This window comes from Allocellulophaga tsushimaensis (assembly GCF_055383085.1).
In genome coordinates this window covers 2,222,478-2,241,711 of the sequence record NZ_AP039451.1, presented here as the reverse complement: position 1 = coordinate 2,241,711, position 19,234 = coordinate 2,222,478, and the positions used below count along the sequence as shown (strand labels likewise).

Annotated in this window: 18 protein-coding genes; all 18 read right to left on the bottom strand. The window is 34.5% G+C overall.

The genetic code is table 11. From position 1 onward, the window contains the following. Positions 1-44: 44 nt before the first annotated feature. Positions 45-461 carry a hypothetical protein gene (locus ACZ451_RS09585; protein WP_464211806.1) on the bottom strand — a complete coding sequence of 139 codons (417 nt, stop codon included), beginning with the start codon at positions 459-461 and terminating at the stop codon, positions 45-47. Between the two features lie 11 nt (positions 462-472). Further along, a complete protein-coding gene (locus ACZ451_RS09580; RefSeq protein ID WP_464211804.1) occupies positions 473-958 on the bottom strand; it encodes a DUF4952 domain-containing protein in 486 nt (161 codons plus the stop codon). A 2-nt stretch (positions 959-960) separates the two neighbouring features. Then, positions 961-1,983, bottom strand: a complete 1,023-nt coding sequence (locus ACZ451_RS09575) for a hypothetical protein (RefSeq protein WP_464211802.1) — start codon at positions 1,981-1,983, stop codon at positions 961-963. 3 nt (positions 1,984-1,986) lie between these two features. Then, positions 1,987-2,607, bottom strand: coding sequence for a hypothetical protein (locus ACZ451_RS09570; RefSeq protein WP_464211800.1), 621 nt, complete (start codon positions 2,605-2,607; stop codon positions 1,987-1,989). 1 nt (position 2,608) lies between these two features. After that, positions 2,609-7,615, bottom strand: a complete 5,007-nt coding sequence (locus ACZ451_RS09565; RefSeq protein ID WP_464211798.1) for a DUF5724 domain-containing protein — start codon at positions 7,613-7,615, stop codon at positions 2,609-2,611. Positions 7,616-7,626: 11 nt separating this feature from the next. Next, positions 7,627-8,193: a DUF6714 family protein gene (locus ACZ451_RS09560; protein ID WP_464211796.1), complete on the bottom strand. Its 567-nt coding sequence runs from the start codon at positions 8,191-8,193 to the stop codon at positions 7,627-7,629. 112 nt (positions 8,194-8,305) lie between these two features. Further along, the gene (locus ACZ451_RS09555) at positions 8,306-8,794 is read right to left on the bottom strand and encodes a hypothetical protein (protein WP_464211794.1); all 489 of its coding nucleotides are present in this window, start codon (positions 8,792-8,794) and stop codon (positions 8,306-8,308) included. A 32-nt stretch (positions 8,795-8,826) separates the two neighbouring features. After that, entirely contained in the window at positions 8,827-9,327 is a 501-nt protein-coding gene (locus tag ACZ451_RS09550; protein WP_464211792.1) for an HD domain-containing protein, read from the bottom strand. Positions 9,328-9,390: 63 nt separating this feature from the next. Then, positions 9,391-10,134: a hypothetical protein gene (locus tag ACZ451_RS09545; RefSeq protein WP_464211790.1), complete on the bottom strand. Its 744-nt coding sequence runs from the start codon at positions 10,132-10,134 to the stop codon at positions 9,391-9,393. An 83-nt stretch (positions 10,135-10,217) separates the two neighbouring features. Beyond that, positions 10,218-10,634: a hypothetical protein gene (locus ACZ451_RS09540; RefSeq protein ID WP_464211788.1), complete on the bottom strand. Its 417-nt coding sequence runs from the start codon at positions 10,632-10,634 to the stop codon at positions 10,218-10,220. 4 nt (positions 10,635-10,638) lie between these two features. Continuing rightward, the gene (locus ACZ451_RS09535) at positions 10,639-12,393 is read right to left on the bottom strand and encodes a leucine-rich repeat domain-containing protein (protein WP_464211786.1); all 1,755 of its coding nucleotides are present in this window, start codon (positions 12,391-12,393) and stop codon (positions 10,639-10,641) included. A gap of 69 nt (positions 12,394-12,462) precedes the next feature. After that, positions 12,463-13,005: a hypothetical protein gene (locus tag ACZ451_RS09530; protein WP_464211784.1), complete on the bottom strand. Its 543-nt coding sequence runs from the start codon at positions 13,003-13,005 to the stop codon at positions 12,463-12,465. Between the two features lie 6 nt (positions 13,006-13,011). Beyond that, a complete protein-coding gene (locus tag ACZ451_RS09525) occupies positions 13,012-13,620 on the bottom strand; it encodes a hypothetical protein (RefSeq protein WP_464211782.1) in 609 nt (202 codons plus the stop codon). Positions 13,621-13,672: 52 nt separating this feature from the next. Then, positions 13,673-14,170 carry a hypothetical protein gene (locus ACZ451_RS09520; protein WP_464211780.1) on the bottom strand — a complete coding sequence of 166 codons (498 nt, stop codon included), beginning with the start codon at positions 14,168-14,170 and terminating at the stop codon, positions 13,673-13,675. Further along, positions 14,167-15,285, bottom strand: a complete 1,119-nt coding sequence (locus tag ACZ451_RS09515; protein WP_464211777.1) for a hypothetical protein — start codon at positions 15,283-15,285, stop codon at positions 14,167-14,169. Before ACZ451_RS09515 ends, ACZ451_RS09520 begins: the two co-directional genes overlap by 4 nt. 55 nt (positions 15,286-15,340) lie before the next feature. Next, positions 15,341-17,911 (bottom strand): DUF1963 domain-containing protein, encoded by a 2,571-nt coding sequence (locus tag ACZ451_RS09510; protein ID WP_464216880.1) that lies wholly within the window; start codon positions 17,909-17,911, stop codon positions 15,341-15,343. 6 nt (positions 17,912-17,917) lie between these two features. Then, the gene (locus ACZ451_RS09505; RefSeq protein ID WP_464216878.1) at positions 17,918-18,790 is read right to left on the bottom strand and encodes a hypothetical protein; all 873 of its coding nucleotides are present in this window, start codon (positions 18,788-18,790) and stop codon (positions 17,918-17,920) included. A 4-nt stretch (positions 18,791-18,794) separates the two neighbouring features. Next, complete coding sequence (locus ACZ451_RS09500; RefSeq protein WP_464216877.1) at positions 18,795-19,202, bottom strand: hypothetical protein; 408 nt, start codon at positions 19,200-19,202, stop codon at positions 18,795-18,797. Between the last annotated feature and the right edge of the window lie 32 nt (positions 19,203-19,234).

Below are 19,234 nucleotides of genomic sequence, written 5' to 3'. Positions count from 1 at the left end.
ATTAAACGCTAATACTGCTATTATTATCCCTGTAAATAGGGAAATCACCAATATGCTCCTGATAAAAAAGTCATCCGAATAAAGCTAACGATACTTTCTTCCGTTAATTTAAAGGGATGCTCTAAATCGGTTATTTCTTCATCATCTATAAAAACAAGATAAAGTCCGTCTTTATGAGCTAGTAAGGCATTTTCAATAGCAGTTTCTTCTAAAGCCAAGGTTTTATTGGTTAAATCGCCAAAATCTATTTTACCTGTTTCACTCTGTTCTTGAATTTCTGCAGCGTTCAAAAACGAAAGTACTGTAACACCTTCACGCTTTTTGTTATACTTCTTTACTTCATGACGCACGCAAGCTTCTATCAGTTGTTTTAGATTGTTGGGTCTAGCATCTAATGCAACATCAAATGTTTTTACTTTCTTCTTGCCTAAACGCTTTAGCTGTATGGTGAGTTGTTTCATAATTTTCGTATTTAAACAATAGCTAAGCTTACCGTAACGGTAAAATACTTGATTTTATTCCTATCAAATTCCAATCGTACGCCGGTTGGTTCTTTGGCATCAAGAATTTCCCCGGAAGCACCCATCGTAACAATTCCGGTCAAATAAGGGTCTATTGCCTTGAGTTCTTCATTTTCAAAACCACCTAGTTTGCCTCCACTTTCCCAACCGCAGCACACCCATTTCAACGTGCCCATATTGTAATTTAGCACTAAAAAATCTTCCACTTTCTTCGCATTTTTCCCTGAAACGCGGTAGGTTGCCTTTACCAAAGTTTGACTATCCGTTATCACTTCGCAGGACATAAATTCAAGTCCTTCTGGCTTTTTCGCATAGATTTCTAACAAATCACCACATAAAGAAGACTTGTCCAATACTGAAGACTCTTGAGCTTTTACAAGACAAGAAACAAAGAGCAAGCTTATGAATATATTAAAAACAAGTTTTTTAGCTACCATATTTATTGGGTTAAGGTATTATATGTTTTCAAAATTTCCTGATACTCTTTTAACGTGATGCCCCCTAAAATAATTTCATAAGGCAATTCTTTATCTTCTTTTCTAAGCGATAAAAACAAGACCCTATTTGCATCATTCCATACTATAAATTTGTTTTCAAACTCATATATTAATGGGTTTTGGGTAGCTAAATTTTCAAAAGCATCCCAATCATCATTTGATAGTTGTAGCGCTACTGGAATTAAATCTTTGTTTGGTTCTTTACCAAGCAACTCTGTAATTTCACTTACAAAAACATCATATTTTTGCGCTGCCAGTGTTTCCTGTTCTTCATACGATAAGTTCCCTGCATCATTAAAACCATAAAAAGATTGGGAATGTGCTAAACTAATTTCTGGCCACACATATGCTTCAGGTTCATAGTCTTTTTCTTCACCAAAATCATCATCAAAATTCTCTTCGGTAATACCTTCTACATCTGGGTTTGTTTCCCACATTTTTTCTAAATTTTTAAGCATTTCTTGTTTCTTTTCAGGAGAATAATCTGGCGAATCAAGCATCATCTTCCGAAGATTATCTTTATCGGTTTCTACAATATGCTTTTTATTACTTTTTTCTAAACGATCTTCTAAATCGTCTAAAAACTTGTGGATCGTTGCATCAGTTTGTTTTTGGGGCAATAGATATTCTTTTGCTATTTTCTTTGCAACGGGGATCAAATTTGTATCTAAATCATCAATGATTTGCTCTTCTTCTGAATATGTGAATTCTTCTATTGCACAACATAAATCTTCTATCCCTTTTCTGGATAAGACTATCCCTGCTAAATCTGAGTTTACAATTTTATCTATCATACGATCTTTATCTGCTAGCCAAGTTGCATTGGAATCTGCTGGTTCACTTTCAAGAAATATCAATGCGTAATCTGTAAAAATATCCCAAAGTGTAGCTTTTGGATTTTCGGGCTTTATAAATGCTTCAACAATTTCTTTTGGGCTTTTTGTTACTAACCAAAAATCTTTCATTTGCTATTCATTTTCTTTAATTTCTGCTAACTTCCATTCATTATACATTTTAAAAGCTAGCATTTTCTTTTCATTATATTCAAAAAGGAATTTCCCTTCACGCTCGGTCATAAGATGAAATTTTTTATGATACCGTTCTTGCATAAAAAAATCCAGACTAAACATATCACTTTTGCGCTGCTCCCTCACCGCCCATCTGATATATGACATACCATAATCTAAATAATTAATTGGATTAGAACAGCCTAAAATCAAGTTTTCAGATTTCTTTTTCGGATTTGGGTTATAGCTAAAGTTGATGACTAATTCATTACTAGCCTCTTTATTGTTAACCTTCCCATAATACAGTTCATCAGCTATCTTTGTGGCATCTCCATTTGCATGACCTCTAAGCAACATACTGTTAACAACAGTACCTTTTTTAACCCGTGGGCCAGACATATGCTTTAGCACTTGAAAAGTATAACTCAAAATAGGAATATGGCAACCCGTGTGATGTACTTCTATTAGTTTAACTTTTGCTGTTGTATATTCAAGTGAATCTAGATCTACTTGCTGCCCAAGTACCAGATTTCCGAAATTAAAAAACAATGTCATAACTAATATTACAATTGTATTTTTCATTTTAACCTTTATGAATCTGTGCTAAAATTGTTGGGTCTTGAATTTTATGGTCTTCTGCTAATAATTTCATTTTAGAAATTAATTCTGCCGTTTTGGGGTCATCATCAACAAAAGGTAAAAACATGCGCCCTCTGTGCTGGCTTTGTATGGCAATAATATTAAGTGCTAAACCTTTCTTACTAACATTAGCACTTCCCAAATGAATACTGTATTCGCCTAACTTGCCTTTAATAATAAGGTGGCGTTCTTTTACCTCAACATTATCTAACTTAAACAAACGAGCGGATTCTCTTGCTAAAACACCACGCATTTCCATGGTACTATGACTCGCCTCTGGGTCTACCCCACCTACATGAGCAACACTCACTACCAAATCTACATCACGCATTACTTCACTGAACAATACTGGAGGAATCTCCGTCATAGGTAAAGGCTTGTAGTCTTTTAGTGAATGAAAACAAACATATTCTAAGGTTGGTGCTTCCACATCTGCTGGTGAAAACCAATCTGCCATGGCATACATAGTTGCCATAAAACCTTGCTTATGATATACTTTTTGCAATCCTTCATCACGGTTTACAGTCCAACCTCTACTGCGCAATAAAGCAACTGTTTTTTTGGGTTGAATTTGATGTCCTTGGTAACGTTCAGATCTAAAACTTCGTTCGCGCTCATCTTTTGTAATGACATACAACTCTCTAAACACCTGTTTAAAAGGTTGGGTAATCCGATTTTCAAAAAGATATTTTTGATACAAATCCCATTGTACACTTTCGTACAATTGTGATGCGTGAGCTATTACTAAACTATCTGTAGCTTTTATGGTATGTTGTTTTTTATCAGTATCTATTAAAAAACCATCATGATAAAATCCAGCTACTTTAGTTTTTGGATTAAAAAACACCAACTTCCCTAACATAGCTTTTACTACCGGATGCCCCATAATTTTAGATAATTCTTCCTTGGTAAAAACATCTCCACGTATCATGGCATTTTCTAAAGAAAGTCTGGTTCTAGAGTATTGTTTAGACAAATAGCTTTTTCCTTCTTTTAAGGTCTGGATTTGTTTGTCTTTTTTGTATTTAGCAGGAATGGTTTTTTGGATTTTATCACCTTTATGAACCTTAATATCTGCCTTACCATGATCATCTACGACTAGTTTTACAGTAACATCATCAAAAACTACAGTATCATTTTCCATAATTTTAGCTGTTGCCTTCCCTTCCATTGCCCAACTAAAACGAATGCTATCTTCAAAACCAGCGTTTCTGGAGAGATTGTCTAAAGCAATTTCTGATGCTTTTTTCTCACTTTCTTGTCGTTGGGCTCCAAACTGTTTGCTTTCTTTAAGGAAATTTTGAATTAAATTATACCGATTTAATAAGTCCTTTTCTGCATTGGTTTTACTTAAAGGAATAAGACCCAAGGCTCTTAGATAATCTTTATCTCGTTTCTCTTTTATTTTTTTTAGGGTGCCAGTAATTTTAACTTCGCCAAGCATTACACTAGAATAGAGCTTTACTTGTCTGTGGCCATTACCATGCGAAATGTATTTTGCACCATCATGCAATAATTTCCAATTTGCTTTTCCTAAACTGCTATATACGCTATTAAACCAATCGATATCTATTGCTCCTTTTGCAAAATCGTTTTTATCAATATTAGAATACCGCGCAATTAGCGTTTCTTTTTGTGCACTCATATAATCCGAGGCATGGGCATGAAACCACCAAATGGCATTCTCTAAATCATCTATTTGTAAATATTTACCAATCCATTCTGCCCATTGGGTGGCGTAACAAGCAACTTCTATTAGACGCTTTTTAGTGATTTTTGCTGCTTTTATTCCTGCTTCAAAGTGTTCATATGTATCTGTTTCGGATGGAACACTGATACTCAAAATAGTACTAAAATTCACTTTTTTACTATCTTGATGGTAACTGTAACCTCTGTCTAGGTTTTCTTTACCAAGCCGTTCCAAGATTTCAAAAACATAGTTAACCCCTTCAACTTTTACAAAACTACTGATATACTCAGAGGCTTCAGTAGGTAAATCGCCGCGCTCCACCTCTACTTTAAGCATGTTTTCTTTTAACTGTTGTACTGATGCAATGGAGGGTGCAAAATCTTTATAGGGTTTGGTATAATAATTAATACCACCATCTAGCAAACGAAACAAATCTTTTTGATACAAAGCCTGAAAAACAACATTTTCATCAGGAACTAGTCCTTTTTGATACAGTTTTAATAAAAAATGAATATTTGGTGTTTGTATTTGTTCCTCGCTATTTTTTGCTTCTGTAATCGCATCAAAATTGATTACTTTTTTAGGAAAACCTAGAAATTGTGCAAATACATAAACCTGTAAATTATAATAGTGTTTTGCCTTTGTTTCGTTATTTTCTAATAAATAATCAAACTCCTGATTTGAAATAAGAAAACCTGCTTGGTTTAATATATGTGTCCACAAAGTATCTGCTCCATAATGATATTGCGGCTTTTTTAATGCTCTTGTTTTAAACTCGTTTGGGCAATTGGCAATCATATCTTCAAATACATCTACCTTAAAATTAATAAGTGTCATCTCATCTTTATGAACTTGATGTATAGCAGATAAGATCGTACCTACTTTTCTATTAATACTATGATAATTTCCTGTTTTATCTATATGCAAACCGTCTAAAGCTGGATAATACGATTTTACAAAATCTGCCATTTCTCTACAACGAGCAAATGGGTCCAGATAAGCATTTAAATAAAATAAAGTATAAAATATTTCAAAATCATTTAAAGTACTTTGAGCATACCATGCTTTCCAAACTTCTGCTAAAGGCAAATCATTTAAATACTCTTCTTTGGTAAAGGTTTTTCGGTTTCTGGTTTTTGAGATAACGTCTGTTCCTAATAAAGTGGTTTCCGTAGCTCCTTGATAGCCCTCATACTGGTATTCGTAATTTCGGTTTTCTTCAAATAGCGCTATTAATTTATTGATTTCTGTAACTGTTTTCTTTTCATCAACAATATCAGTTATGCGGAGTCTAGACTTTGATTTCATAAAATCTAGCAATCCTTTTTTTTCTTTAAATTTAGATTCAGGAGTTATTAATGGACTCATAGCATTATAATTAATGACTCCAAAACCATTAGCAAAGTTATATTCACTGGTTTGCTCTTTAGAAAATTTTGCTAGATAAACTTCTTCATTTTTATTGAGAGTTTTACGCTCTTGATAGTTTTTTACTTGGGTTGCTACAAAATCAGGATATCTTTTTTCTTCGCCTAAAACGCTTAAAATTTCTAAACCTGCCAAGCGTTGTTCTACTTTTTTGGAGCTTACCAGGTTAATGGTGCTTGTTTTTAATTTAGTTTCTGGTTGTTTTATCAGGAGTTCTATAGTATGCTTTCTAAGATCTTTGCCTTTTCTAGATAGTAAATCTTCTAAAAGCCCAAGTTCTTCCTCTTCTAGATCCATATACTCAAAACCTCGCAATCCTGTAGCCATAACAGATCCGTTACGGTCTTTTACAGCTTGTTGTAATAACACTCGTTGCCATGCATTTTTTTCAAAATGTAATCTAGGAATTTCTTGCCCATGTGTTTGACGATAATTCCAAGAAAGAGAATAGGTATAATGCTTTGGGAAAATCTTGCGCATAAAAGATTCGCGCGCTTGGTTTGGTAACTTAGACAAATCTTGCGCTAATAGCATCATTTGTTCTTCCTTTGCATAATTAATAAGGTAGTTGTAGAAATAGAAGGGTGTAATTTCATATTTTTTCCATTCAAAAACGGTACCTCCAAACCATTTCCCTTCTGTGGGTAGGCTATCAGCAGTAGCTTTAACTTTTTCAAAGAAATCGGTAGTCCAATCAATAGTTGGAGCGTTCAAGAGCATCCAATAATCTAACTCTATATCTTTACCCCAATGTTCTTTCATATAAGGCGTCAATTCGTGTTTGGTGCGAACCGTTTCATAGATAAAAAACAAACAAAGTAGCTTTTTTTCTTTGTTGGTATTTTCATCAAACACCAAATCGAAGGCCTTTGTATTTGCCAAAGAGACATTTTTGAGTCCTATTGACCATAATGCCACATAACTTTCTAGGTGATCTTTGCTTTTCAAAGCTTCATCAACTTTTTCAGGAGCGTCCATAAACTCGGCCGCCAATTGTAAAGTGCGCTTGATTGCAGCTTTTTTAGGGGCATTCCACCCAAAACCAAACCAAGTATCTACTGCCCTAACTACGCTACTAAAGCGTATAAGATCGTGCTCTAAAATAGTATTTATTAGATAACGAAGCGCACCAATATTAGTTTCGTCTAAAGTTTCAAGGATTGTTTGGCGTAATCCTTCTTGGCGTTGTGCTGCCAATAATAGGCTCTCTACCAATTGCCAGTTTTCCTTTTTATCTGTTAATAATAAGGCTTTAATAATATCTCTAGATACAGCACCTAGCTCATCTTCGCCTTGAATAATAGCTGTAATAGTTTGTAATAATGCTGTATTACCTTCCTGCAAAACCACTGCTAATATATAGGCATTCCCCATATTTTTATAGTAACCTGTTAGCTGTGCTTGCTCACTAAAAGAACAGTCCGCAAAGCCAAGTGTACTGGTGTTACATAAGGATCTTAAGGTATTGATAGCTCCACTAATATGCTTGCTAATGATGGCCATCCGAAATGGACGCCTATTGTACCCTGATTGATATGGTAATTGCATGAGAAGCGACCATATTTTAGCTATATAAGGCGCTCGCAATGTTCCATAAAGTAATGCTGCCAATTGCAAACCTTCCTTAGTGTCCCAAGGGTTTTGTTTTAGATCTTTAAAAGCTTGTTTGTAATAGCTAACAACTGGTGTAGTATCTCTGTATTTAGGGAGATGAGCAATAATAAGCCTCCCTAAGATTTGGTATGGTTTTGAAAAACCACTAAAAGTTTCTGCTTTAAAACTTAACTTCTTTTTATCTTTTAAAACCGCAGCTACTTGCTCTTTTGTCATCATAGTTATCTTTTTTATTGTAGTAAAGCCTTCACCTTCCAAAATGCTATGGCATCTTCCATTTTTTTACGATTCTCTTCAAATCTACTTTGTTGTTTTGCATTTAGTTTTTCCGAATAGTATATTGTTTCTTCCATAACAAATTCTAAAAAATGTACTACGCATGTTGCTTGTTTGGTATTGAGTAATGAAAATCGTTTTTTGGAATAGTCCGATTCCAAATTATTCATAAGGGCAAATCGAACCTCGGGAGGTGATAGATTAAAGTCTTTATTCTCATTAAGTTTATCTTCTTCATCCATAAAAACATCTAACGCAAAAAGAAGATATATGGGCAAATGAAAACGCATGCCTTTAGCATCGTGGAAAGAGATGGAACTACTACATTCGTATAATCTAAGTACAGGAATCTTGCGCCAATCATCTCGCTCATCTTTAGCCTTTAAACGTTGGTATTCTTTCCCATCTTGGAGTCTTTCGTCTAGAGCCCAACCTTCCCAAAGCCCTATGCCATCATCAAGAGTAACTGCTTCAAAGGCTTTGTATATTTCTCCGATAAGTTGTGCTTTGGTATGTGACATTTTTTTAGTTTAAACTGCTATATGTTTCAAAATTAAGGCATCGATAAGGTTATAGGTACACTGTTTTCAGGGGAAAATTAAGTACATCAAATATTTAGGTGATACAAAAATCTTATATCCATTGCTGTAAATTAGCATCCCATTTTTTTATTTCCTTTTTTTTCAATGCTTCAAAAGCTTCATCAAAATTGTCAAAGAAAAAAATATGATCTATAATAGCATCATTGTCTTCCGTAACATCCAATAGTGTAGCAATAGCGTGTTTGTTTTTATTACTTAGCACCACAACCTTTTGTATATGTTCTGGCTCGCTAAACAATCTAAGCATATCGTCTCCCCAAGTATATGTTACATTTCTGATATCAATTAGGATTTTAAACGGGTTCCAGACTTCAACTGCTAGCATTACGTTTCCTAACAAATAACCCAATTCTGTTTTACCTTCAGAACCTTCTCTATAGGTACCCGAAAACGTGATAGATAAAATATCATTTAAATGGTTATCCTCTAATTCAGTTATTGCAAACTCGCAAGACATACCATTACAAGTTTCCTGTAGGGTAACGTTTTTTAAAGCAGAATTGTTTTCATTACTATTCAAAATATGTTTGGTATTAGGTTTTACTAAATTAGCTACTTCAATAAGGTTTCTATATCTGTTATCATATCTTGAAGTTCTGGCTGATATAGTTTTTTAATAAATGCTTCATGCTCATTTTTATACTTTGCCAGCATGGAAGACCCTTGTTCTTTAGAATAGGTTATATTGGCCATTCTATCGCATAATTTCACAAAAGCAGCATTGGGTGTTTCCTGAATACCTTGGTAATATTTGTCATTTGCACGCGCTGCTCTGGTTTTTCCTTTTTCATTGGTTAAGGCATAAGCAAGTTCTGCTATTGTTTTATTGGTATTTTTTAAAACATCATTATAAGTTTCTCTAGCATCTTCTATAATATCATGTACCCAACAAGCACAATACACATTTTCCAAATCTTCTTTAGGGATAAGATAGCTATACTTTTGGGCAACTTCATACACCATATTTAGATGAAAAGTATAAGGTTTATCGTCATATGTATGGTTTACTTTTTGGTGACAATCGGTGGCATATTTTATGGTTTTCTGTAGCATCGTCATATTTTTTAAATAAAATACTAAGTCATTCTCCCCTTAACTCTTGCGTTATTCTGATTTCTATTGTACAAAACCACAACCTAATTTTCCCGTTTTTGTTTCTTCACCAGTATCTAAATTGTACTTAACTTCTTCCGTGACAACGTAACAGCATTTGCCTTCCAGTTCAGGACAAACCGAAGCTACATCAGTAGCTACTTCAGAATCTATAAAACCAATTAAAAACTTTTCATCTGCGGAAACCTTAAATTCGCCCATAGTACCAAAACTAGACATGGTTTGTTGGGCAACATTAACAATAAGATATTCTTGATAGCTTGGATCACCTTGTAAATCAATAATAAAATGATGATCTAAAAGCATATTAATACTTGAAAAGTCCATTTCTAATATTTCTGTTTTAACGGTATACAGAGTATCTTTCATACTAATTTTTAACTCTTCTCCTAGCTTTAAAGGCTTTGAAAATAATGCATAACGGCTTAGGTTAGTATCTTCTTCGTTATAGTTTTCAAGCACCCCATAATTACCCTTGCTATAATATGTTATCACATTACTTCCTTTTTCGGTTGTATATATATGGTAATTAGAATCATTTTCATTTCGCCAATCAGTAACTTTTTTTAAAGTATATGATGTAGTTTTTATTTTATGTTCTTCTTTAGGCTCCTCAATTTCTTTAGAAACAGAATCTATGGCAATTTCATTAGTTACTACTTCTGTTTTGTTCTCTGGAGTATCCTTAAAAGACATTAAAACGGTGACAAAAAGTACTATACTAGTTAACAAAAATTTGTTTATCATTTTATATTTATTTGTATCATTGTTATAATTGTTCTTAGCCTTATAAATTGCTAAGTTATTTACTCACCGTTTTCAGTAAGTTTTTATTCTAATTCCCAAGATTCTAAAAGTGTAAAGATTTCTTTATCTTCCCATTCACTATCATCTACCAAAAAACAATCATCATGATCAAATAAAAGACTGTAAAATGGGTCATCAGGTTTTTCGGGATGCGTAAAATCAATCACCGTTTTCATTTGATGTTTTTTAGCTAATGCTTGTGCTATTTTAATTTGATATTCCTTGATGATGTCTTCATCTGTTTCTGTAAAACTGATTTCTATAGGATAACTTTTTACATCTGTAGCAACGGTATAAAAACCCATACTATTACTTCTTAAATGATGTGTAGTTTCTTCATCCGAATACAAATCGATATAAAACCATTTTTTCTCTGGATAATTCTTTTCAAAAAAACGAAGTAAGGCTTCTGGTTTTATGTTTTGTTCTATGAGTATCATACGCTTAGTAATTGGCCACTTTAATTTTTTTGGCACGTAATTCTTTAATTAATGCTTTAGAAAAATTCATACTATTAGTTGCTTTTAGATTAGGAAGGTGCTTTACATCTTCAATAGATGTTACATCAAATTGGTTATCCTCACCATCCCAAAAAGGAATTATTTGCCTGTACACTTCATCTCCTCCATCTGGTTTTAATTCTTTGATATCCAATAGCAAATCCATAGGTATTTCTAAGTCTTTAAAATACAAAATTACTTCAGGAATAATTGCATAACCTTCTGCTTCAATATCAATTTTTCGTTTTTTATAGGTTTTTGCGAAGCCCCAAACATCAAATCTTGGCAGCAGTACTTTATCTATATACATCAATTGGTTGATAACCATTAATTTGAAATTAAAATCGTTATCAAACTTTACATTGCCCTTAGGGTAGGTATCTAATTTAGCTTTGGTTTTAGCATTATATAAGGCTTCATTCCGCATTTCTATTTTTACGGTTTTCTTGGGAAGTTTTATAAATTCTTTCGGCAAAGATGTAAAGGGATTCTTTTTTATCTGGAGTTCTTCAAGCCTCGGTAACGTAACGATTTCAGCCGGCAAGGCGGTTAATTCTGCTTGTGTAAGGTCTATTAGTTGAAGGTTGTTCAATTGGCCAATCCATTTAGGGATTTCTACTAATTGATTTCCGTTTAATCTTAATACTTTTAATTTTTTTAATTGTAATATTCCCTCTGGCAGATGCTGAATTTTATTATTACTTAAATTCAATTCCTCTAGTAAGGTTAGCGCTGCAATATCTTCTGAAATTGACGTTAATCCGCAATCGGATAAGTCAAGCTTTCTAAGGTTTTTTAGGGTCACAACTTCCGACCAATCTGACAAAGCATTCCCAACAAAACTAAAGTAATGCAAGCTTTTTAAGGTATCTAAATGAGCCGGTATTTGGCTAAAACTTTTTCTGTCTATATACTTATCCGTATTCGTAAGACTTAATTCTACCAAGTAGGGTATTTCATGAATTACATTCAAAATATCTTGTGATAGCTCCCCTACATTATCTAAGGCGAGCGCATTGAGGTTTCTGAATCTCAGGAGTTTTTTGGGCGTCAAATCTTTCACGGATTGCTTGTATATAGCCAATGCCTTTAGTTGGATTTTATCATACAACTCTTCTGGAATGGCAAATCCGTAGCCTAAATATTCTTTAAGGATATAGTCATTGCCCGTATCATGCCGCGCTAAGTCATAAATATCTGTATAATATGGCCTAGGGTATTGCTTTGCATAAGACAGTACTTCCTTTAAATAGGTTTCCCTTTTTACTTTTTCGGCATGTGGATTGGTACTATTGTAATCGTCATCATCACAATAGCCATAGACCTCATCCTTACCCAAGGTACCCAAACGCTTTTCTAAAATAGCTTTAAGCTCGTATCTTAAAACAATACTTTCATAACGCTCTTGAAATTTTTGAGAACCAAGAAGCTTAGATAAACCACTAATTCCTGTTTTCACAAAACCTTTGAATTCTCTTTCGGTCAAGGCCACTTGTAGCACCTCAAATGCAAACAATCCTTTAGGGGCGGGGTTATCTTTGGAGCGAACCGGTGGGAGTATTTGGCAAACAAAAAATCTTTCCTGCCCGTACCCACTGGCTTCTTTAAAGAAAATATCACCAAAAGGAGTAGCTCCTAAAACAGTACGTTCTTTATGGTCCTGGATAACAACATCTAAAATTTGATTTTCTAAAGTCATCTTTTCAATGCTACTTTTTATAGGGTTAAACTATATTATTGTGTTTATAACTGTTACCGTATTCATCTATTATCCCTCTGTCGTTATTGTTATTAATTTATAAGAGGGATCTAATTTTAGCACCACCATAGTGTCACGATAGCCACTATCTATGTCATAAGCAAAAGCAAAATCCATGACTATAAAAGCTTCTGATTCTGCTAAGGCATAAAAACCTATTCTTACAATTTTTAGCTTGCCCAATAACAGTTTTGGTGTACTCTCATCAAAAGGTTCGGGCACTAGCCCTTTAAAAGGTTCTTCCTTTAAATGATAGTCTACCCACTCCTGAATGTAATCTTTAACCGTATTGCCCGTGTTAAAGTCTTTCTCTACCAACTGTTCTGCTTTTGTTACGAGTGTATCCAAATTATCTAACGCATCAGTTACCATAGCAAGATTCGTTTCACTTAGGTCGGTAAAATTCACATCAAGGTCCATGGACATTCCTTTATACCTGAAGTCATCACCGTATAGTTCTACAATAGCATAGTCGTACCGATATGGTGTATGTTCATCATCGAAATATTCTAATTCAATTTCACCAAAATATGGTAGGGCTATTTTCTCCATGGTATGCTATTGTGGGTTGCCCGTCATCGTTATTTTCTGGAATTTGTAGTCTTGATTTAAATGCAACACCAACATATCATCTCTGTAGCCTAAATCCCAACTCCAACCAAAAGCAAAATATACTACTATAAAAGCCTCAGAGTCATGTAAAGCGTTAAACACGACATTCACAATATCTAATTTTTTCAATAGTAATTCAGGTGTTTCTTTGGTAAAAGGTTTTGGTACAAGACTATCGCTATCATCTGAATACCATCTTGTTTTACTTAAATGCCAAAGCATCCAAGATTTTATATAATCATACGCAGTTTCTCTCTTTTTATACCCACTCTTTTCATTTTCCGTTGCATTCAAACGTGCATTAAAATCGTTTGTTACAATAGTATTGGCTTTAGAGAATATTACATCTAACTCATTTAAGGCTTTGGTTACTAGGTTGATATTAAAATCAGTCAACTCGGTAAAATTTACATCTAACCTTCTGGGTTTATCTTGAAAAACAAAGTCTCCATAAGCGAGTTTACCAATGGCATAATTATATTTAAATGGTGTAAACCCTTCTTCGTTATATGGTATTTGCACCTCTCCAAAATGGGGTAATGTTATTTTTTCCATAAGCTTTAATTAACAACTCGTCATTGTCACAACTACATTTTTAAAATTGCTTTTACGGAACATCTATATAATATTTACCTTCCAAGGGTTCTTCTTGCCAAAAAGCTTGTTTAAAAGTCCAATGTGGTTTGTCCTGATAAAGTGTGTGATAATCGCCCCAAGAATACCTAAAATCATAGGTTTGTTGTGTTTCTTTACTATATACTGTTCCATATAAATAGGCGCTTGTGGTGCCACTTACTCTACCCGTAATCAATTTAACTTTATCAATACTAACTTTGGTCCCTATAGGAAGCGTTTCTGAAATGGGTAAATCAGGATTCATCCCATAACTGGTACCATCTTCTAAGTGAAAATATTCAGCATCGCTAGGATGTTTCAAAATCTGTGTCTCTTTTTTCGTGGTAAGGGTTTTATTAACAATATCTACAAACGGAGATTTATCTGAAACATCCTTTGACTTTGGCCAGAATAATAGATAAATACAAAGTACAAAAAATGCTATTCCTAATATTGCGACAATCCCACAACCGATCAATACTTTTTTCATTTTTGTTCAATTAAATTTTTACGGTAATCTGGGTAAAACACATCAAACGGATTGTAATCTCCTAGAATATAATATTGTTCTAAGTCATTATCATCATAAAACTCGAGAATCTCCTTATCGTCGCTCTCCAAAACATGGGGATATAACTTTTTATCCGTATTTGTGGCATAATAGGTACCGTCAATAGATTCAACACAGTAATACCTTTTTAGTTCGTTCTCGGCTTTGGGAACTTTGGAATCCAGCGCATCAAGCAACTGTTTTCGTTGCTCATCTGTGAAAGGATATATCTCTCTATCCGTATACACCGCTATCAAAGTCTTATCACGGTTTTCATATTTTTTATATAACGTAATGGTAGTGTCAAGAGGATTTTCATTAGGTAATACCTTTATGTCTTTACGCAACGATGTAATACTATCCCTTAAGTCATAATATGAACTGCGAACAGCTCCTATTTGAGTTGAGAAAAGTCTAAATTTTGCACTGACCACAAACTCTGGATACGTATTCCCTAAAAAACTCAAATTATTAGCATAATGGTACTGTAAGAGTTCATAGTAGGTTCTATCGATATCTTCTAGCAATTGAAAATAACGACGAAATGGAGAATGCTGCTCTTTATGGGATAGGTCTACAGCATCTGTCTTTTTGGTTTTGTCCAAAATATGATAATACGTTTCATCTAGTTTTTCCGCATCCTTAAAAAATTGCTCTTTTATCCGTATCGTACCCAACAGTAACTTTCTATTAAGATCTGCTGGAAAGTATTCTAATACTTCACTACTATGAAATCTGTTTTGATACTCCCTGTCCTTTTTAATACCATTTATCGTAGCCATAATATTTCTATGATATTCTGAAAAGGTTGCCATGGTATAAGCAGCATGTTGCACAGTATCACGAGTATGGTTCAATGTTAGTTTTGCAAACTCGGTATTCCAATAAGGAGCTGCCAGTTTGAAGAGTTCATATTCGTACTTTACATCTGTGTATATTGTAGAGATCGCATTTTTTCTGACTTCCTTATCGTTGTTCTTATTTTCAACTTTTTGAATATAATCTAGTCTCGCGAGAATTACTAAACTTAATCCTATTATACAGAGAACGACCAAAAAGGTTAGCAAAACATTATACTGCTTGTTTGTTATTTCTTTCATTGTACTTACTTTAACTACTCTCTAGAGTGACAAAAACATTACTGAAATCTTTTTTTACCAAATCGCTCTTGTGTATTACATAGAAAATATCACCGGCGTCACCCCATTGCATATCTCCAGCGGATGTTACCACTAAAAGTGTGATCCAATCTTCAGGGTTTCCTTTTTTAGCCAATGACGCCTGTAATTCAGGAGCTTTATGTTGTGTGAAACCATGAGCGTTTACTGCATACTCAAAAGAACGCTTCTTATTTAGGGGTTCTTCAAAACTATCGTATAACGCATCTAGAAGTTTATTATCTTCTTGAATTTTAGCGCTTTCACCTGTAAAGAGGTGTTTGTTTACATAACTGGCGTAAAATGATGGAGCACTGTTCATTTTCGTAGCACCAACTTTAAAGCCTTTATATCCATTATCGATCATTTCAAAATAATCCTCGTTGGTAAAATCGAAACGCTTGCCCGAAGCGAGGTTCGCATTGTCATCTACATAAATAATCTTACCAGGGTTATTGAGACCCCCATAAATATTATGCATGGTTTCCAAAAAGAAAAATAGCGTACCGGTTCTAGGTAAATATGCTTGTAAGTGCGCAATTTCAGCACAATTAATTTGCCCTATGAACTCATAAACATAATCTTCCTTATCATCTCGCCAATTCTCACCAAATCGGGGATATGGTATATTCTCGGGTAAATCTGGCATACCGCCAAAACGATGGTTGCCTATGGCAGCATAGTCTTCTTCGTTTGTATGTTTAAACCCGATGGCTTTCTTAACCAAGGGCTTTAGCGCTGTTTGGTATTCCGCCAAGGTATTGTCTTTGATGACCAAATCGATTTCAGGTACCAATTCCGTATCATACTGAGACCAAAAAACAGCATCATCCCAATCTGCTACCCCTTTACCATCAGCGCCTTTATATGTAAAATCTAACAAGCGTCTCTTATCGCTTATATTCAACATAACCTTTTCTATGTGGTTGAATGCCTTTGGCAACTGTTCTAATGGGTTGGCTATTAAATCTACTTTCTTTATTTTGGGCTGTAACGCAAGTGCTTCGGGTATGGTTTTAAATTGGTTCCTATCTAGCCAAATATTTTGAAGTTCAGGTAAATTGATTTCTTCTGGAATATACTTGAGTTTATTCGCCGATAGCCACAAATGTTTTAATTTAGGAAGTTGCCAAATCTCATCTGGTAGGGATTTAATTAAACAATTATTAAGGGACAATTGCTCTAAATTTTTAAGTTTTGCTAGGTTTTTGGGAAATTTTTCCACAAAAATGCCATTGATATGTAAACGATCCAATTGCGTTAATGTTCCAATGGCTGCTGGTATTTGCAAAGTAGGGAGTTCCTCTTCTTTTTTATAATGCGCTGGGTTGGATATTGTTAAGTTTTTCAAATTTTTAAAAGTGAAAATAGCATCAGGCAACACGGTAAAATCAGGTTTTTCAATATGCAAAAAACACACATCCAAGGGGTTTGCCGTTGCCGTTTCTTCCATGGAGGTGAATCGGTAGTCTTGCCAGTTTAAATGGTCTACACTGAACTTCTTTGCCACTGCAATAGGAAATGTCTTATCATGGTAGCTTTTCGTCATTTCTCCCTTCAAAAGCACCCAACCAGAATCAAAAGTGACCGATCCATTGAAAGCTAGCCTATAATCAAACCCTTCGCTTTTCGCATGAAGAAATAAAGGCGCATTGGTCTTTTCTTCTTCAAAATACAACTGCCCCGTGGGTATTCCATTTTTATGTATGCCTTTGGCTTGGAAGGTAAGAGAAACGGATCCATCATCCGGATAATCGTCCAACAGCATTTTGGCGACACCTTTTTTCACTTCAGTTGTTCTTGCCTTTAACTGAACTTGTACGTCACTGGAAAACGACCCAATACTTATTCTGGTTTCCTTAGCAACGAACTCAAAATCAAAATCGCCCACCTTGAAAAATTCTTTCCCGTCTACGGGAATCCGAACATCGCGGAATTCCTTTTTTTTATCCTCCTTCTCTTTCTCCTCTGCTGTTTTCAAAGCTTCTAAATTGGCTCTTGAATTTTTGTCTATAGCTGCAATATGTTGTACTAGAGCTTGATTGCGAGTTTCTGTATTTCCAATAATTTCAATGGATTCGAAAGACGCTAACACCCAAGCCTCCAATGCATCTGACGGAATTTTTTCGTGGATGGTCTTCACCTCTAGAAAAAACTGGTCATCTAAAAAAATGGCGGCACGAAAATACTGGAGTTTAAAATGAACATCATTCCAAGACGCATCGTTATGTGAATGAACTATAAAAGTTGTAAACCCTTTGAATTTCGTTTCTTCAAAACTGATTTTTTCGGATTTGTAATACAAAGACAAACACCAATCTTTCCATTTCTGTTCTAAAGTATCACCCTTATAATCTTCTGAATTTAGATCAGCGATTTCAAAAAGCCTTGCCTCTATTTGCGGATGTTGTACTTTACATTGAATATTCTGGTTCTCTGCCCTAATACCGATTTTGGACTGATGGATTACTTCAAAATCTTCCGGAATTTCAAATTGAACAATAGCTGTAGTGATTTTTTTCATAGCAATTTACTTTTGGACTTCTAGTTGGGTAGAACAGTTTAAACGCGCATCGCCGTTTTTATCCCAAATTTCAACTTGCCAAGTAACCGGATTTGTCAAAACCCCTTTGTTTATTTTCACAGTAGAACCTAAGCCTTGTTTTATCTGCGCTTCGGAAAGATCACGGTCTTTCAGCAAATCAGGTAAGTCTAAAATTACCTTGTCTTTGGCATCCGTTACTTTTACAGACATCCCTAAACTGGCTTTTCCATCGCGCATTGCATACCCCTTTAAACCTTGCATATCTAGTAATACATTGTCATCAAAACCGATTTTACCATCTGTGATTATGGTACGGTTATCTTGGTTAAAAATATAAGCTTCCTTTACCGAAAGTCCGTTTTCAATTAATTTTACTTTGGGGTCTTTTTCCAGTTCTAATTCCAATTTGGAATAAAACACACCATCGCCTTTGGTATCAAACACTTTATATTCTACATAGTATGTTTCTCTGGACTGAATTGGGGAAGCCAACGTTATATTACCATTTAAATCGGCCGACGCAGCTTTGATTGGCTTCCCCTCTAAAAGGTTTTTATTTTGGAGTACCGTATCACCTGCTTTAGATATCACTGCAACTTCCATTTCTGGATAAATATTTCCGTTTTCTACAACAAAGCCACCAATATTTTTGAAATTCGTGTAGACTATTTGACCATAAAAAAAGGTGTTATCATTCAATTTGTTCGTGCCATCAGAAATATAAACCTTATCTGCCGAAAGTCCATCTCCCTTTGTGGTTAGGCCTGTCATCAAATCAGTACTGACGGATTTATTGAAATTACAGGCTGAAAAAAGTCCTAAAATGCTCATTGCTAGTATTGTATTTATTTTTTTCATCTTTTTATCTTAATCCAGGTCCGCCAAGGTTAGTCTTTGCGAACAAATGAAATTCTTTTCTAAGCGCTTTCTTGTCAATACCATATTTATCAGCGCTTTCATTTAAAGACTTTGTTATTTTTCGCACAGATTTAAATAATATGCCTGCTAAAATAAGTAAAGTGATTACAAAAACACCCATTATAGAGGCCATGGTCATTTTAATTGTATTCAATTCATCTAAAGGAAAACGCTTGCCTGCCACAAAAAAATTATAGCCTACAATGACTGCTACTACGCCAAAAATGATATATCTAAGGTATTTGTATTTGGCAGCATATCCCAAATAGCTTTCCACTATAGTTTTCATTTCATTCTCGGGTATCTTAGTTAATAATTGCAAACCTTGGTTCGCTGTATTGGTATTTTCCATAGTTTAATTATTTGGGTATGTTTTTGTCATAT

What these genes read in the sequence shown, in the direction of transcription:
- ACZ451_RS09525 (WP_464211782.1), bottom strand. Translation starts at nt 13,620, where the DNA reads ATGGAAAAAATAACATTACCCCATTTTGGAGAGGTGCAAATACCATAT.
- ACZ451_RS09520 (WP_464211780.1), bottom strand. Translation starts at nt 14,170, where the DNA reads ATGAAAAAAGTATTGATCGGTTGTGGGATTGTCGCAATATTAGGAATA.
- ACZ451_RS09570 (WP_464211800.1), bottom strand. Translation starts at nt 2,607, where the DNA reads ATGAAAAATACAATTGTAATATTAGTTATGACATTGTTTTTTAATTTC.
- ACZ451_RS09510 (WP_464216880.1), bottom strand. Translation starts at nt 17,911, where the DNA reads ATGAAAAAAATCACTACAGCTATTGTTCAATTTGAAATTCCGGAAGAT.
- ACZ451_RS09565 (WP_464211798.1), bottom strand. Translation starts at nt 7,615, where the DNA reads ATGATGACAAAAGAGCAAGTAGCTGCGGTTTTAAAAGATAAAAAGAAG.
- ACZ451_RS09550 (WP_464211792.1), bottom strand. Translation starts at nt 9,327, where the DNA reads ATGCTACAGAAAACCATAAAATATGCCACCGATTGTCACCAAAAAGTA.
- ACZ451_RS09560 (WP_464211796.1), bottom strand. Translation starts at nt 8,193, where the DNA reads ATGTCACATACCAAAGCACAACTTATCGGAGAAATATACAAAGCCTTT.
- ACZ451_RS09585 (WP_464211806.1), bottom strand. Translation starts at nt 461, where the DNA reads ATGAAACAACTCACCATACAGCTAAAGCGTTTAGGCAAGAAGAAAGTA.
- ACZ451_RS09575 (WP_464211802.1), bottom strand. Translation starts at nt 1,983, where the DNA reads ATGAAAGATTTTTGGTTAGTAACAAAAAGCCCAAAAGAAATTGTTGAA.
- ACZ451_RS09545 (WP_464211790.1), bottom strand. Translation starts at nt 10,134, where the DNA reads ATGATAAACAAATTTTTGTTAACTAGTATAGTACTTTTTGTCACCGTT.
- ACZ451_RS09540 (WP_464211788.1), bottom strand. Translation starts at nt 10,634, where the DNA reads ATGATACTCATAGAACAAAACATAAAACCAGAAGCCTTACTTCGTTTT.
- ACZ451_RS09530 (WP_464211784.1), bottom strand. Translation starts at nt 13,005, where the DNA reads ATGGAGAAAATAGCCCTACCATATTTTGGTGAAATTGAATTAGAATAT.
- ACZ451_RS09535 (WP_464211786.1), bottom strand. Translation starts at nt 12,393, where the DNA reads ATGACTTTAGAAAATCAAATTTTAGATGTTGTTATCCAGGACCATAAA.
- ACZ451_RS09500 (WP_464216877.1), bottom strand. Translation starts at nt 19,202, where the DNA reads ATGGAAAATACCAATACAGCGAACCAAGGTTTGCAATTATTAACTAAG.
- ACZ451_RS09505 (WP_464216878.1), bottom strand. Translation starts at nt 18,790, where the DNA reads ATGAAAAAAATAAATACAATACTAGCAATGAGCATTTTAGGACTTTTT.
- ACZ451_RS09580 (WP_464211804.1), bottom strand. Translation starts at nt 958, where the DNA reads ATGGTAGCTAAAAAACTTGTTTTTAATATATTCATAAGCTTGCTCTTT.